At 54.4% G+C, this 15007-nt stretch carries 14 protein-coding genes; 3 read left to right on the top strand and 11 right to left on the bottom strand.

Annotated elements, in window-relative coordinates; translation table 11 throughout:
• The 4 genes from modA to nifV all read right to left on the bottom strand — a co-directional run bounded on the left by modA (position 1) and on the right by nifV (position 3614).
• On the bottom strand, positions 1 to 747 hold the full coding sequence (gene modA, locus ICT70_RS03515; RefSeq protein ID WP_191154006.1) for a molybdate ABC transporter substrate-binding protein: 747 nt from the start codon (positions 745 to 747) through the stop codon (positions 1 to 3).
• 84 nt (positions 748 to 831) lie between these two features.
• Complete coding sequence (locus ICT70_RS03510; RefSeq protein ID WP_191154005.1) at positions 832 to 1608, bottom strand: TOBE domain-containing protein; 777 nt, start codon at positions 1606 to 1608, stop codon at positions 832 to 834.
• A 73-nt stretch (positions 1609 to 1681) separates the two neighbouring features.
• Complete coding sequence (locus ICT70_RS03505; protein ID WP_191154004.1) at positions 1682 to 2488, bottom strand: GNAT family N-acetyltransferase; 807 nt, start codon at positions 2486 to 2488, stop codon at positions 1682 to 1684.
• Positions 2489 to 2495: 7 nt separating this feature from the next.
• Positions 2496 to 3614 carry a homocitrate synthase gene (gene nifV / locus ICT70_RS03500; protein WP_191154003.1) on the bottom strand — a complete coding sequence of 373 codons (1119 nt, stop codon included), beginning with the start codon at positions 3612 to 3614 and terminating at the stop codon, positions 2496 to 2498.
• Between the two features lie 421 nt (positions 3615 to 4035).
• Between nifV and nifE the strand changes: the two genes are divergently transcribed.
• From nifE to ICT70_RS03485, 3 genes are read left to right on the top strand one after another with little or no spacing between them, the layout of a single operon-like run.
• On the top strand, positions 4036 to 5388 hold the full coding sequence (nifE, locus tag ICT70_RS03495; protein ID WP_191154002.1) for a nitrogenase iron-molybdenum cofactor biosynthesis protein NifE: 1353 nt from the start codon (positions 4036 to 4038) through the stop codon (positions 5386 to 5388).
• On the top strand, positions 5376 to 6686 hold the full coding sequence (nifN, locus tag ICT70_RS03490; protein WP_191154001.1) for a nitrogenase iron-molybdenum cofactor biosynthesis protein NifN: 1311 nt from the start codon (positions 5376 to 5378) through the stop codon (positions 6684 to 6686). The genes nifE and nifN overlap by 13 nt, the downstream gene beginning before the upstream one ends.
• Positions 6683 to 7699: a nitrogen fixation protein NifQ gene (locus tag ICT70_RS03485; RefSeq protein WP_191154000.1), complete on the top strand. Its 1017-nt coding sequence runs from the start codon at positions 6683 to 6685 to the stop codon at positions 7697 to 7699. The genes nifN and ICT70_RS03485 overlap by 4 nt, the downstream gene beginning before the upstream one ends.
• 63 nt (positions 7700 to 7762) lie before the next feature.
• Here the strand turns inward: ICT70_RS03485 and ICT70_RS03480 are convergent, their stop codons facing one another.
• The 7 genes from ICT70_RS03480 to nifH form a co-directional block, all read right to left on the bottom strand.
• On the bottom strand, positions 7763 to 8635 hold the full coding sequence (locus ICT70_RS03480; RefSeq protein ID WP_191153999.1) for a radical SAM protein: 873 nt from the start codon (positions 8633 to 8635) through the stop codon (positions 7763 to 7765).
• Between the two features lie 313 nt (positions 8636 to 8948).
• A complete protein-coding gene (locus ICT70_RS03475; protein WP_191153998.1) occupies positions 8949 to 9329 on the bottom strand; it encodes a NifB/NifX family molybdenum-iron cluster-binding protein in 381 nt (126 codons plus the stop codon).
• A gap of 39 nt (positions 9330 to 9368) precedes the next feature.
• Positions 9369 to 9638, bottom strand: coding sequence for a ferredoxin III, nif-specific (gene fdxB / locus ICT70_RS03470; protein ID WP_191153997.1), 270 nt, complete (start codon positions 9636 to 9638; stop codon positions 9369 to 9371).
• 171 nt (positions 9639 to 9809) lie between these two features.
• Positions 9810 to 10181: a nitrogen fixation protein NifX gene (gene nifX, locus ICT70_RS03465; RefSeq protein WP_191153996.1), complete on the bottom strand. Its 372-nt coding sequence runs from the start codon at positions 10179 to 10181 to the stop codon at positions 9810 to 9812.
• 185 nt (positions 10182 to 10366) lie between these two features.
• Positions 10367 to 11833, bottom strand: coding sequence for a nitrogenase molybdenum-iron protein subunit beta (nifK, locus tag ICT70_RS03460; RefSeq protein WP_191153995.1), 1467 nt, complete (start codon positions 11831 to 11833; stop codon positions 10367 to 10369).
• A gap of 170 nt (positions 11834 to 12003) precedes the next feature.
• A complete protein-coding gene (gene nifD, locus ICT70_RS03455) occupies positions 12004 to 13449 on the bottom strand; it encodes a nitrogenase molybdenum-iron protein alpha chain (RefSeq protein WP_191153994.1) in 1446 nt (481 codons plus the stop codon).
• Between the two features lie 128 nt (positions 13450 to 13577).
• Positions 13578 to 14441 (bottom strand): nitrogenase iron protein, encoded by an 864-nt coding sequence (gene nifH, locus ICT70_RS03450; RefSeq protein ID WP_191154144.1) that lies wholly within the window; start codon positions 14439 to 14441, stop codon positions 13578 to 13580.
• Positions 14442 to 15007: the final 566 nt, after the last annotated feature.

Below are 15007 nucleotides of genomic sequence, written 5' to 3'. Positions count from 1 at the left end.
TCAGAACCCATACCTGGATAGGACTGCTTTGCCTTCGGGGTTGAGAACGAAGGCGCCGAACTTTTGTGCCAGGGGAATGTTCTTCGCGCTTTTTAGAATAACGAATCCAAGGGGCATGGGTGTATGTATGGATTCATCGACCAGGGCAAATTCGCCGATGCGTTGCATATCATCGGAAAGGGCCAGGGCATAAGCGATCAAGCCGGCTTGTGCGGCGCCGCTGGCAGCAAAATGAGCGGTCTGGGAGATATTTTCTCCCATGACCATGCGCGGGGTCAGCTTTTCCCATAGGTCCTGATCGATCAGGGCTTCTTTGGCCGCCGCACCGTAGGGCGCAAGCTCAGGGTTGGCAATGGCAAGTCGCTGAACCACCGGATGATCCAGTCCTGCGATTCCTTTGTTTAAATCCACCGGCCCGCCGCGACGTTGCCAGATGACCAGGCGACCGACGGCATATTGTTTGACTTCGTCGATGGCGTACCCTTCGGCATGGAGTCGTTCCGGATAATGCATGTCGGCGGAAAAGAAGAGGTCGAAGGGGGCTCCGTTGGTAATTTGGGCATAGGCTTTACCGCTGGAACTGAAAACAATCTCGATCTTGCTGCCGGGATGCACCTGCTCAAACTCTTTGGCCATGTCTTCCATGGCAAAGCGCAAGCTGGCGGCGGCAACAACGGTTAGGGACTGCGCCCAGGCGCAGCTTACGGTTAGAGAGAGCAGAATAAATAACAAAAGGATCTTTTTCACAATGTCCTCCATTAAGGCTTCGATATAAAGTCGTCTATATACCGATAGACAAAAAATACAGGAGGTGTTTAGCCTCTGCTCACATTAAACACCTAAAATAACACTCGATGCCTTGAAAAATGCCCAGGCATGTGCGCCTTCACGCAGTTCGAGGTTGCTTATCGACTCACGCGTCACCACCGCTGCCAGACGGGTCTGGCCGGGCAGGGCGAGGATCACTTCGGCATTGACACCGCCCAGAACAATCCGCTCGATGGTGCCTGACAGAATATTACGGGCGCTGATGCCATGGGGCTTTTCGTCGGCCAGGATAACGGAACTGGCTTTAATCAGGGCATAGGCTTTTTTGCCGACAGACAATTCCATGTTTTTCACGCTGTCACGGGTAATAATAGCGGTAATTTCGTCGCCACCGCCAAGTTTCAGGGTCACTTCATCGTTAACCGAACCGTGGCGGATACTGATAATTTCCCCCCCGAATTGATTGCGCGCGCTGGTTTTCATGGACATTCTCCGTAAAAAAATATAGGCGTCCTGCGGGTTTTCGCTGTGGCGAGAAAGATCTTCCATGAAGCGTTCATGGGCGTCGGCGAACAGATCGTACATCTGCAGGATTTTTTTCCCTTCCGTTGTCAGGGTGCTGCCGCCGCCTCCACGGCCGCCGCTGACGCGACAGACCAGCTCTTGGTCGGACAGGTTGTTGATAGCGTCGATGGCGTCCCAGGCGCCCTTGTAGCTCAAACCCACCGCTTTGGCTGCGGCACTTAAGGAGCCTAGTTGATCGATCCGGCGCAGCAACTCGATACGTTTTTCATTCAGTTGCTGATGGCTACCCAGTAACAGATTGCCGCTGACTCTCATGGATTTCTTCCTGACGTTGGGGTTGACTAGCGCTATATACTAAAGTAAATAGCGCTAGTCAAGACAATGATCGTCAACCAATACTGCCCAAGCTGGCCAAAGCCATCACTCCCCTCAAGCGGGGCATCTTTCCCTGATACATCAGCAGGTTTTGCCCATGGCGGGTAAAACCTCGCTGCCGTAGCAGCAGTTCAAGTCCGGCAGAATCCAGAGCATCAACGAACAGAGTCTTGTTGACAGGTGTTGCGGCCACCGCCAGGTCAAGCAGCAGGCGGGCGCTGCGTGGATCACTTTTTGCGGCGGACCAGGGGCCAAGCTGCCATAAATCCATTCCGGTTTGCACCATGGCAAGAGTGTTCGGTTGCTGTAACAGAAAGCTGTCTGCGGCGAGCGCGCTGATCAGATCACCGCGATCTTCTCCCCAGCAATCCTGTTCAATTGCCATCAGACATGCCAGCGTTGCCAGGGCGGTAAGGGGTTGATTCTTGCCCCGGCCGGTTGCACTCCAGCGCGTCACCGTATCAACCTGCGTGAATCCATAACCTTGATACAGGGACCGCCCCTGCCTCGAGGCAGTGAGCCAGATTCGTTGCAATGGAGGTTGGTTCAGAACCTTTAACGCCTCTTTAAACAGATATTTACCGTAACCTTGTCCACGCAATTCAGGAGCGATGAGCAGATTGCCGATCCAGCCGCTATGGTGGTAGCTGACAGCAGAAATGAAGCCGCAGGTTGTTCCGCAATGACGCAAAGCCAGGAAAAAAGGGCGCCACTGATGGTGAAACAGCAGTTGCTCTTTGGTCGGGACAAGCCAGCCTTCGCCTCGGGCAAGGCGTAAAAAAAGGTTCCAATCGGCAGCTGATAAGGGTTGAAGGACCATCGACACGTTAACCGGCACGGCACAGCTCGATCAATTCCTGATCGAGCAACGCCCTTTTGCGTCGTCCGGCGAGAGAGCGGACGCGCTGCAGCAGTTTATTCAAGTCGATTTGCGGTTGTTCCAGTTGCAATTCCTGCAGGCGCTGTTTTAAGCCGCTGCGACCTGAATGTTTGCCGACGATGATATGGCGCTTAAGTCCGACCTCTGCCGGATCAAAACCTTCATAGGTAGACGGATGCTTCAAGACCCCATCAGCATGCAACCCCGATTCATGGGAAAAGACCTTTTCGCCGACTACCGCCTTCCAGGGGGGCACCGGTCGGCCACTGGCGGTTGCCACATAGCGTGAGAGCTGAGCCAGATCAGTGATCGTAATCTCAGGATCGATCTCACAGGCGAGTTTAAGTGCCATGACCACTTCTTCTAGAGCGGCATTGCCGGCCCGTTCGCCGATACCGTTGACGGTGGTGCTGACATAGGTCGCTCCTGCTCTGACGCCGGCAATCGCATTGGCGGTCGCCATCCCCAGGTCGTTGTGGGTATGAACTTCCAGATCGATGGAACTGTGACGGACCAGGGTGCTGACCTTGTCATAAGTGGTGAAAGGGTCGAGCAACCCCAGGGTGTCACAGAAGCGGAACCGATCAGCACCAAGGTTTGCGGCAATCGCCACCAGTTCCAGCAGAAACTCCATGTCAGCGCGGCCGGCGTCTTCAGCGCCGACACAGACATAGAGCTGATGCTGTTTGGCGAAGTCCAGGGCAGTTTTTAATTGTTCCTTGACCTGTGCACGGCTGGAGCGCAGTTTGTGACGGATGTGAATGTCAGACACGGAAATGGAGAGATCGACGGCCCTAATGCCGCAGTTCAAGGATGCCTGGATGTCGGGAATCAGGGCGCGGTTCCATGACAGCAGGCGGGCATTGAGATTCAGATCGACGAGTTTTTTGATGGTGCGTTGTTCGTCCTTGCCCATGGCCGGGATGCCGCATTCCAGTTCGCTGACGCCGATGCGGTCGAGCATGGTGGCAATGGCGATTTTTTCGCTGGGACTGAAGACGACCCCGGCGGTCTGTTCGCCGTCGCGCAGGGTGGTGTCGGCGATGTGGATTTTTTTGCTGGACATAGGCGTACCCCCGAATCGGGTTAAGGGACGTCTTTGTCGCCGGGTTGATGGTGCGTCGTTTACTTCAAAGCAAGTTGTGTGCCTTGTCTCGGGATAGCGGAATTTCTTGGGTTGATGGCAAGAAGTAATGGATGTTCTGCTGATTCTTGAGGCAGGGTGGTGAAATTTTGGGCAGAAGGGGTGTGTTAGGTAGGGGCGCAATTTATTGCGCCCGGATGTTTGAACGCCACCATTTCAATCGGGCGTGATGAATCACGCCCCTACTCTTATCTGTCTTGGTGAACCGCCAGTTTTGGCAGAAGTATTGCATTTAATAGTGCCTGATAAATAATTCGGCATTGCTGCCGAAAACAATACCAATACATTTTCCCCCTCTCAACGGTGCGGCGGGGCGACTTGAACCCTCATTCAAGGAGCTGTCGTGGCTACCAAACCCCATATCAGAGAACTGCTGGCAGAAAGTGCCTGCGAGCATAATCAGCCTAAAAAAACGGCCTGTAACGCCCCAATCCCTGGTGCGACCACTGGTGGCTGTGCTTTTGAAGGCGCGCAGATTGCCCTGTTTCCCTTTGCCGACGCCGCCCACCTGGTTCACGGCCCCATCACCTGCCTCGGTGCCAGCTGGGAAACGCGGGCGACACCTACCAGTTGGCCCGCTAGAGATCTGACCCAGGTCGGTCTGACCACCGATACCTGTCTGAACGATGTGGTGTTCGGTGGCGAAGAAAAACTGGCCGTCGCTATCGATCAGACCATTACCCGCTATCATCCCCAGGCCCTGTTTGTCTATGCTACCTGCGTGACCGCCCTGATTGGTGACGATATCGACAAGGCCTGTCGCGAGGCCGCCGCCCGCCATGGCATCCCCTGTGTGCCGGTGCATGCCCCCGGCTTTGTCGGCAGCAAGAACCTCGGCAGCCGCTTAGGCGGTGAAGCGATCCTGACCCATCTGATCGGCACCCTGGAGCCGGAGGTGACAACCCCCTTCGATATCAACCTGATCGGTGAATATAACGTCACCGGCGACATGTGGCAGTATTCCCCTCTGCTTGAAGAACTGGGGATCCGCATCCTGTCGACCTTGAGCGGGGATGGGCGGATTGCGGCGATCCGCACTGCCCATCGGGCCAAACTCAATGTCATCGTCTGCGCCAAATCCCTGGTTTCCATCACCCGCAAGATGCAGGATAAGTACGGTATTCCCTGGATCTCCCTGTCCTTCTACGGCCAACGTGACACCTCGGCCGGATTGCTGGCCATTGCTGATGCCCTGGGTGATCCGGCCTTGATCGAGCGCACCCAGGCACTGGTAGCAAGGGAGGAGGCGAAACTGGGGGAACAACTCGCACCTTATCGCGAATTATTTGCCGGCAAAAAGGCGGTACTCAATACCGGCGGCAACAAAACCTGGTCGATCGCCGCTGCCCTGCAGGATCTTGGCATCGAGGTGGTGGCGACAGCAGTGCGTAAGGCAACGGAAGATGATCGCGCCAAAGCGCGCGAGTATCTCGGTGAACATGGAGTGCTGATGATGGACCCCGGTGCCGAACAGGCGAAGTTGATCGATGAAAAGGGTGCCCATATCCTCCTGGCCGGGGGGCGTTCCTTGTATACGGCAATCAAAAAGGGGATCGCTTTTATCGATGTCAATCAGGAGAAAAAAATCAGCTATGGTGCTTATGCCGGACTGCTCAACCTCGCCGAAGATCTCAGACATGCGCTGGAAAGCCCGGTTTTTTCGCTGGCTGGAAGGAGGGCCCCATGGAACAGGTAAAAACCCGGAGCAGACACAAATCATCCAGGTCGTTACAGATTAACCCCTTCAAACTGTCGGCGCCGATGGGAGCGACCCTGGCCTTTCTCGGGGTGCATCAGTGTATGCCGCTGATGCATGGCGGCCAGGGGTGCGCCAGTTTTACCAAGGTGTTTTATACCCGTCATTTTGCCGAACCCATTGCTCTGCAGACCACCGCTGTTACCGATGTCACCGCGATCCTCGATGGCGGTGATTACAGCATCAGTGAGTCGGTGAAAAATATCGTCAACAAGGTCACCCCGCAGCTGATCGGGCTTTATACCACCGGTCTGACCGAAACCAAGGGGGATGACGTCAGTGGTATCGCCAAACGGATGGAGGTGCCGCTGGTCTATGTCAATACCCCGGATTACGAGGGGGGACTGGAGCAGGGGTGGTCAGCGGCCTGCAGTGCCATGATCAGGCAGTTGACGGCTCCTGCCGACAGCATCGACAATAATTGCCTGGTGCTACTCCCCCATGTCAGTCTGACGCCCCTTGAGGTGGAAAAGATCGTTGATTTTATGACCGCCTTCGGTTTCAATGTGGTGACCCTACCGGATCTGTCGAGCTCCCTCGATGGCCATCTTGGGGAGAAACAGGCAGCACTTTCCAGTGGCGGCATCCGCGTCGAACACATTCGTGATCTGGCGCAAGCAGGACTGGTGGTCAGTGTCGGCGCATCGATGATTCCCTGCGCCCATGAATTGCAGAAGAAAAATCCACAGATACGCCACCATCATTTCCCCCATCTGGCAGGCTTGGTCGCCACCGATGAGCTGATTAAGACCCTTCTTGATGAAACCGGTTTTCATGCACCGCCACTGCCGGTCGGGCGCTGGCGTGATCGTCTGCGTGATGCCCTGCTCGATTGTCATTTCGCTCTGGGTAAAACCCGTTTTATCCTGACCGGAGAGCCGGATATGCTTGCCGCCCTGTGTGCGATCATCAGCGAGGCGGGAGGGAAAATCGCTGCGGTGATCGCCGCCACCGATTCATCGGCCCTGGATGATCTGAAGGCTGATCGGGTGATAGTTGGGGACCTGGGGGATGTCGAGGATCTGGCGGCAGCAGACTTTGATCTGATCATCGGAGGTACCCATGTGGAGGCTTTGGCCGATCGCCTGGGGAAGGGGATGCTGCTGCGCGGTTTTCCCAACTGGGAGCAGCTCGGCAATCAACTGGTGCATGACTGTCTTTATGAGGGGGGAGCCTATTTTCTTTGCGAGATGGCCAATGTCATTACCCGGCATCAGCATCATAGCGGTCAGCGATGAGTGGTTATAGCGAACAGATTCTGCGTTATGCCGACAATCCCCACCATGTCGGAGAGCTGGCCGGCGCCGATGGCATCGGTGAAGTCGGCCTGGGGGCAGAAGAGCGAGGTGCGCGCATCGCTGTCCGATTTTTTATCAAGACTGCCGGACGCCAGGTTGAAATGGTGCGATTTCAGGCGTTTGGTTGTGGCTACACGATTGCTGCCTGCGCCGCCGCGGCAGAACTTGCGGAAAACACCTCTATGAACGAGGTCCTCCGGATCAGCCGTGAAGCTATCAACGCACGGTTGGGTGGCCTTCCGGTTGATCGGTTTTATTGTGCCGATCTGGCCGTCGAGGCGCTACGGGCAGCGGTTGCCGGCAGCGAGCGTCAAGGTGAACGGGTCACCGGCAATTTAGCCCGGCATCAGGATCACGCCGGGCCCAGGGTCCGTAGCGATCATCCGCGCTACCGCCAACTGATGGACAGCGCCTGTTCCGAAGACATGGTTGCGGCAGATCGTCATCTGCTTGCCTGTCTGTCGGCCGTCATGGAGGAGGATGGGTGTCCCCCGGAAATTGCTCTCGGTTTGACCTCACAGCAGTTTATCAGCCTGTGGCAAAACTACTTTCCGGATATTGACCTTGATGTTGCTGCTGATATTTCTGCTTCAAGGGTTTCATCGGCCGTCAGTATGGATCCTGAGCTGGTCAGCCTGTTGCTGGGCTTTATCCCGGCCGCGCATGAACCTGCGAACAGGTTATCAGGAACCCTGCTGGCCCACATCCTCGCCGCCCGTGCTGCCAGGCCCGGCCATCTCTGGGTCGCCATGGGATTGTTCGAGCGGGCGGAGCTCGGTGCGGCGATCAAGCGGCATCTGCCGGCCCTGTTTGCCGCCAATCATCAGGGGATGCGCTGGAAGCGGTTTTTTTACAAGCAGATCTGTGAACAGCAGGGGGGGCTGTTGTGCAAGAGTCCGGTTTGTGGTGAGTGCAGTGAGTATGAGTTGTGTTTTAATGACGGTGAACCGTGAACCGTGAACCGTGAACCGTGAACCGTGAACCGTGAACCGTTATCTCAATTGCCCCGCTGCGCTTTATTTCCCCCCCTCCAGCATCTCCAGATCAATATCCTGACCAACCACACCGGCGGCATCGGCGCGGCATTGTTTGCAGTGGCGGGCCTGGGAGAGGATGAGCTCGGCCTGGTTGCGCACCATGTCCATGGTCAGTGCCGTCGGGGGGATAACGTCCCTGAACATGCCAACCGGGATGACCGGAGTGATGTTCATCATCTGTGCTCCCAGTTCGCGCACCTTGATGGCCAGCTCCAGGGTTTCGTGGTCATTGATCTCGGGGATATAGACATGGTTGATCTTGACGATCAGTCCTGCTGCTGTTGCCAGACGTAACCCCTCCAGCTGATTGTGCAACAGGATGGCCGCGCCTTCTTCTCCCTTAAGCTTTTTGCCCTCATGCCGCACCCATTCATAGACTTTTGCCCCGGTTTGTGGGGTAAGGGCATTCATGGTGATGGTCAGGCTGGTCACCCCGGCAGCGATGATTTTATTCACCGACTGCGGCAGCAACAGACCGTTGGTTGACAGGCACAGCTTCATCTCCGGGAATTCCTTGCGGACCAGATCAAAGGCGCTAAAGGTTTTGGGATTGTCTAACGGGTCACCGGGGCCGGCGATGCCGACAACCTTCAGTTCGGCACCACCCTTCATCTCCATGTGTCTTTTGACCAGGCGCACGCGCGCCAGCGCTTGTTCCGGCGTCAGTACCCGACTGGTCACGCCGGGACGACTTTCGTTGACACAGTCAAAGCGGCGTTCACAGAAACCGCATTTAATATTACAGCCGGGGGCTACCGGCAGGTGGATACGCCCGGCTTTGCTGTGATCACCGCCGAAGCAGGGGTGGTCGGAAATCTTTGTAGCTGTCATCATCGGGCAACCGGTCGCCATAAGTCTCTCCTTGGTTGAAAATTGGTTAGGGAAAGCGCCGTTGCCTGGCCCGTGATAAAAAAGCCCCGAGAACTCATGATGAGTTTCGGGGCGACTGTGCCTTGGGTAAAAGTGCTACATCAACGTAACCACTTTTGTTTAATGGATTAATGATTATCTGTTTAGCATATTATGTGCCAAGCATCAGACAGATAAAAACAGTCGATTTGATTAATGCACTGTGATGCCCTGCAATAAAACTGCTTAAAATTTAGGCATAATTAAAAAAGCTGCCATAAGATTGATCCACTGACAAATCATACTATCAACGTTATCAATGCGGACAATCTTGCCCTGTTCGCATGCTGCCTTTGCACTGACCGCCGCAGATACTGTCGTGGGCAAGCTTCAGGGCCTCAAGGATGGGTCCTGAGGCGATGACCGGACGAATACCAATTTTTTCCAACTCCATTTTGGGCAGTTCACCGATCTGGGCGGTGACGACAGCCTTACATCCTTTGATGGCATCGACAATGGCATCGAACTGGCGATGGCGAAACGGGTGATCCGGATCGAAGGAACAGTATTTTTCCACTTCAACTTCACTAATTTGTTCCGGATTGTGGCTGCGGTAGTCATATATCAGAAAGCGTCGGGCGTGACCAAAGTGCTGGTCAACCTCGGTCCCTGATTTGGATGTGACGGCAATGCGCATCAGATGTTCTCCTTGTACAGCCGAGGGTTTAAGCTCCTGCTATGCCGCCATTGGGGCAAAACTGAAACATTTCTTTGGACAGGCGACGCCACAAGCGGCACAGCCGATACAGTTGTCTTCGGCCACGACCTCCATGACCATGCGGGTGCTGTAGTTTTCTTCGTCTTCAATATCCAGCGGTGCCAGCACTTTGCGGGAGCAGGCTTTGTAACAGCGGCCGCAGCCGATGCACTTGTCGTGATCGATGCCTTCGACGAAGGTCGGGGTCCAGGTGCTTCCACCTTTGGTGATTCCGGTAATAAAGGCCATGAGATTTCTCCTTGTGATTTTTTAAAATGTTTCAATGATAGATGTTTGGGGATCACGTCGGGGGTATTTTCATTTGCGGGAAAAACTCGGCTATCGCCTCAAACAGTCCCCGCTGCATTCAAACACCCCCGACGTGATCATTGCTGGTTGTTTATCCAAAGGCGTGATGAATCAAACCCCTACATCTTTTAATAGGGCTTTTCGCAACCAGGGTGGTGGGCTGCCGCGCAGCACTTCCTGGAGTTGTTCGATGGTGTCACTGATTGGAGCTTTGGTTTTGCTTTTGATCGGATGAATCTTCTTGGCAACCAGACGTGCCGCTGCCGGCCCACCGATCTCCGCGACATAGACCAGGGCACAGTCGGCCAGACCGGCACAGCGGGATTCGATGCGATCGGCTTCATCAGCGCCGGAAGTGCTGACCTGGACAATACCGTTGAAGCTTGCCGTGTCCGGGCCAACCTTCCAGATCATGAATTCTTCCGCCCGCCCGAAATGTTCATCGATGTGAATTTTGTCGGTGCTGGCAAATGCAACATTCATGTGCAATCCTCGCTTTCTTCTGGTGTCGATAATGTCGAAGCGCCTGATTCGGGTCATAGGCAAACCAATCTCACGCTCGTTTCCTGTGCACACTCAAGGCGCAAAGTCGCAAAGAAAGACAAAAACTCATCATGGGGTATTTCTTCTTTGCGCCTTCGCGGCTTTGCGTGAGATCGCTTTTTTCCTTAACGCATCATCTCGAACCACTGATCCTCACAGGTCTCGTCTACCGTATCGAGGAATTTATTGACGATCATGGTCAACAGATTAACAGCGCCTTGATAACCAATGACCGGACTACGATGCAGATTGACCCGGTCCATGATCGGGAAACCGACCCGGAACAGAGGAATTTTCGCGTCACGGGCAACCCATTTGGCATGGGTGTCACCGATAATGGCATCAACCGGATCGGTCATGCACAGGCTGCGCATATGCCACAAATCCTTGTTGACATAAACGGTTCCCTGAGCGCCGTAAAGTGGAGAGGTGGCGAGCAGGGCCTCCATCTCTTTTTTGAACTTCTTATTCGAGCGGGAACAGAGGATGTGATAGGGAATGGCCCCCATCTCCAGCAGGAAGGAAACGATGCCGAGGAGGTAATCAGGATCCCCGGCGACGGCGAATTTTTTGCCATGGATATACTGATGGGCGTCGGTCATGGCATCAACGGCGCGACCCCGTTCGGCTTTGAGTTCCGCCGGGATCGGCTTATCGAATAGTTCGCTCAGGGCTATCAGAAACTCATCGGTCCTGCGAATTCCCATGGGCAGCGGCAGGGTTTTAGTGACACCGATAAAATTTGCTTCGACTGATTTCATGGTGTTTAAGGTGGAATACTTCATCAGCGACACGGTGGCCTGTGCGTTGATGGAGTCCGCTGCTGCAGCGAGGGGCGTGCCGCCACTGTACATGCGGTAGGTGCCGTCGCAGACCGAATCAAAGACATCGGAAATATCGGCGAGCATGGTGTAAGGGATAGCCATGGCGTCAAGGTACTTTTTATACTCGCGCAGATTGCCGGTGTTGCCATCAAAGCCGGGAATCAGGTTGAGGGTGCCGTTAGCGCCCGCCTCGTTCTTTTTCCCTTCGGTCAGATACTCCAGCATCGCCTTGAGCATGCTGTCATAACCGTTGATGTGGGTGCCGTTAAAACTTGGAGTGTTGGCGTAGGGGGTCGGCAGATCCGCCGGAATGTGCCCTTTATTCTTGGCATTAGTGATAAAGGCGTTCAGGTCATCACCAATTACCTCGGGCATGCAGGTGGTGAACACCGGTATGATCGCCGGCTTATAGAGGGCGTAGGCGTTTTCCAACCCTTCAAACAGGTTGTTCTGGCCACCGAAGACCGCACCGTCTTCGGTCATGGCATCGCTGGTTGCGCTGGCCGGTTCACGAAAGTGACGACTGAAGGTACTGCGGAAATAGGAAGCGCAGCCTTGCGAACCGTGAATAAAGGGCAGAGACCCCTCAAATCCATGGGCAACCATCTGCGCGCCCAGCGGTTGACAGGCATGCGCCGGGTTGATCACCAGGGCTTCGCGGGCAAAGTTTTTCTCTTTATATTCCTCACTGTTAATCCAGTTTTTAACCCGTTCTATTTCTTCTGCCGAGTGTTCGGTCATCGGCTTGACGGCGGTCGTAGTGCTCATGATGTTGCTCCTTGTGTGTCGACTTCGCAGGGGAGCCGGCGAATATTATTTTTCGTAGGGGCACAATTCATTGCGCCCGAGGTTGATCCATGGTGACCTGTAGGGGCGCAATTTATTGCGCCCGAAGATAGAGTCAGGGCATGATTGATCACGCCCCTACAACGTCATGATCAAAACGGTGCTTTGACCAGGCTCCAGGTCGGTGAATTGATCGCCATGTCGATATCGCGGGCAAAGATCTTAAATCCTTCGTAGCCGTGATAGGGACCGGAGTAATCCCAACTGTGCATCTGACGGAAGGGGATGCCGGCCTTCTGGAACACGTATTTTTCCTTGATGCCGCTGCCGACCAGGTCGGGCTTCATCTTTTCGACAAACTTCTCCAACTCAAATTCCGAGACATCGTCATAAATCAGCGTTCCTTTAGCCATCTCCGGACTGGTGCGGTCATAGTCGTCCTGATGAGCGAACTCGTAACCGGCGCCGGTAATCTGAATACCCAGATCCTCGTAGGCACCGATGGTATGGCGTGGTCGTAAACCACCGACGAAGAGCATGGCGGTTTTTCCTTCGAGGCGTGGTCGATACTCGTCGATAACCTCCTGCATGTGCTGACGGTACTTCGCGATGACTTTTTCGACATTGGCCTTGATGGTATCGTCAAAGAATTCGGCAATCTCGCGCAGGCTTTTTTCGATCTTGGTCGGTCCAAAGAAATTGTATTCCAACCAGGGGATTCCCCATTTTTCTTCCATCACTTTGCACATGTAGTTCATCGAGCGGTAGCAATGGATCAGATTGAGTTTGACCTGATAGGTCGCGGCAATTTTCTCGATTTCACCATCACCGGTCCAGACACTCTTGACATTGAGTCCAATCTCTTCGAGGATCGGCTTGGCGGCCCAGACATCGCCGCCGATGTTGTAATCACCGATCAGAGCAATATCATAGGGCCCGGCAGGTTCGGCAAATTCGCGTTTGCCGATGACATGATCGCGGATCGAGTCGTTGGAGATGTGGTGGCCCAAGGATTGGCTGACGCCACGAAACCCCTCACAGTTGCAGGGAACGACAAACTTGCCCAGCTCTTGTTCCATCTTTTTGGTGACGGCATTGATGTCATCTCCAATCAGCCCGACCGGGCACTCGGAAAGCACCGACAGTCCCTTGTTCAGCGGGAACAGTTCGTCGGCTTCGCGTAACAGTTTTTCGAGTTTTTTATCACCGCCGTAAACGATATCTTTCTCCTGGAAGTCAGAAGTGAAATCCAGAGGGAAGGAGGTCACTCCAGGAATCCCCTGCATCAGGTTGCGCCGGGTGCCCCAGCTGTAGACCCCGCAGCCGATGGGGCCGTGGGAGACATGGACCATGTCGCGGATTGGTCCCCAGACCACTCCCTTGGCTCCGGCATAGGCACAACCACGCTGACTCATGATGCCGGGAACCACTTTTTTGTTGGATTTTACCGCACAGGTAGCCGAGGTCGGCTCATTGGCACCTAAGTGCAAGGCGCGTTTTTTTCGTGTTTTTTCCGGCATCGCCGCGAGGGTTTCTTCGATCAATTCCTCAGTGGCCTCGGTGGTAATGCCGTCTATGGTTTTTATTTTATCAGCCATACGATTTCTCCTGTCTATTTCTATTTGTTTGCCATGGTTCCGACGTAGGGGCGAACCTGTGTGTTCGCACTGGTACTCAACGGCGGGCAGACACAGAGGTCTGCCCCTACAGTAACCATTCCTGCCGATCAGGCGCTTTCCGCCACGCCGACAATCGTCTCATCGTCCGCTTCCATAATGCCGAATTCCATCAGCAATTCTTCCAGCTCTTCGATCTCAATCGGTGTCGGAACTACGAACATGGTGTTTTCATCAATTTTACGGGCCAACTCACGGTATTCCTGCGCCTGTGGATGCTCCGGTGAATATTCAATAACGGTCATGCGCCGCAATTCGGCGCGCTGAACCTGATTGTCACGCGGAACAAAGTGGATCATCTGGGTACCAAGACGAGATGCCAGGGCTTCGATCAGGTCCGCTTCACGGTCGGTGTTACGGCTGTTACAGATCAACCCGGCGAGGCGCACGCTGCCGCTGGCGGCATACTTGACGATCCCTTTGCAGATATTGTTGGCGGCATACATGGCCATCATTTCACCGGAAACAACAATGTAGATCTCCTGGGCTTTGTTCTCGCGAATCGGCATGGCGAAACCACCACAGACCACGTCACCGAGAACATCGTAAAAGACAAAATCCAGGTCGGGGGTGTACGCGCCCTCTTCTTCACAGAAATTGATAGCAGTAATAACGCCGCGTCCGGCACAACCGACACCGGGTTCAGGACCACCGGATTCAACACACTTGATGCCGCCGTAGCCGATCTTGAGCACATCCTCCAGCTCCAGATCCTCAACGGTACCCAGTTCACGGACTTTATCCATGACGGTTTCCTGGGCTTTAGCATGGAGGATCAGGCGGGTAGAATCAGCTTTTGGATCACAACCGATGATCAGTACTTTTTTCCCCAATTGGGCGAGCCCGGCAACCGTGTTCTGGGTAGTAGTGGATTTGCCGATGCCGCCTTTGCCGTAGATTGCAATTTGTCTCATCTTTTTTTCAGCCATGATTGTTTCTCCTTAGGGTTGACGATTATTCGTCGTTACGGTGGTTGGCGTCCGGACAAAAAAAACAGCTTGGCGGCATCTTCGTTGATGTGGCTGTCTTGCCGGCAGGCCGGATTATTTAAAAAGTGAAGCCAGGAAATGCGGTCGACGGTGACGTGCGGTTCTACAAGGTGAGCAGCTCACAAACGCTGCTGTGTGAAAAAACGTATCTGTTCAGCACCGGATCGGTGATCCTATGTCAAGGGACGCGATTGGTTCCCGTTGAGTCATCCCTGACCCCTTGTTGTCGCCGTCGATGGTGACAAACACCCTTGCCACCGGACCCCCGACCCTGCGCCAGGGTAGTGCTGAATAGTTACGCAAAAACAACAAAGCCCGAACGGATGACCACTTAATGTGGATTCCTTCGGGCTTCTTTACCGGTCAGGTGCGAGCTACTGCAATGTAGCGGCCTGACATCGTGATGCTCAGCTTATAAGCACAGGTTGTGCCAACTTTTGATGTCAATAGGGTACGTATCTAACGTTTCGATATTTTGAACGAAAAAGCAA

Source organism: Pelovirga terrestris (assembly GCF_014773365.1).
GTDB lineage: Bacteria > Desulfobacterota > Desulfuromonadia > Desulfuromonadales > Geopsychrobacteraceae > Pelovirga > Pelovirga terrestris.
The sequence above is the reverse complement of the archived record's forward strand: the minus strand, read 5'-3'. Positions and strand labels throughout refer to the sequence as shown.

Bases quoted from the DNA above. Each gene is read 5' to 3' on its own strand.
- ICT70_RS03510 (WP_191154005.1), bottom strand. From the start codon at position 1,608: ATGAGAGTCAGCGGCAATCTGTTACTGGGTAGCCATCAGCAACTGAAT.
- ICT70_RS03505 (WP_191154004.1), bottom strand. From the start codon at position 2,488: ATGGTCCTTCAACCCTTATCAGCTGCCGATTGGAACCTTTTTTTACGC.
- nifV (WP_191154003.1), bottom strand. From the start codon at position 3,614: ATGTCCAGCAAAAAAATCCACATCGCCGACACCACCCTGCGCGACGGC.
- nifN (WP_191154001.1), top strand. From the start codon at position 5,376: ATGGAACAGGTAAAAACCCGGAGCAGACACAAATCATCCAGGTCGTTA.
- ICT70_RS03485 (WP_191154000.1), top strand. From the start codon at position 6,683: ATGAGTGGTTATAGCGAACAGATTCTGCGTTATGCCGACAATCCCCAC.
- ICT70_RS03480 (WP_191153999.1), bottom strand. From the start codon at position 8,635: ATGGCGACCGGTTGCCCGATGATGACAGCTACAAAGATTTCCGACCAC.
- ICT70_RS03475 (WP_191153998.1), bottom strand. From the start codon at position 9,329: ATGCGCATTGCCGTCACATCCAAATCAGGGACCGAGGTTGACCAGCAC.
- fdxB (WP_191153997.1), bottom strand. From the start codon at position 9,638: ATGGCCTTTATTACCGGAATCACCAAAGGTGGAAGCACCTGGACCCCG.
- nifX (WP_191153996.1), bottom strand. From the start codon at position 10,181: ATGAATGTTGCATTTGCCAGCACCGACAAAATTCACATCGATGAACAT.
- nifK (WP_191153995.1), bottom strand. From the start codon at position 11,833: ATGAGCACTACGACCGCCGTCAAGCCGATGACCGAACACTCGGCAGAA.
- nifD (WP_191153994.1), bottom strand. From the start codon at position 13,449: ATGGCTGATAAAATAAAAACCATAGACGGCATTACCACCGAGGCCACT.
- nifH (WP_191154144.1), bottom strand. From the start codon at position 14,441: ATGAGACAAATTGCAATCTACGGCAAAGGCGGCATCGGCAAATCCACT.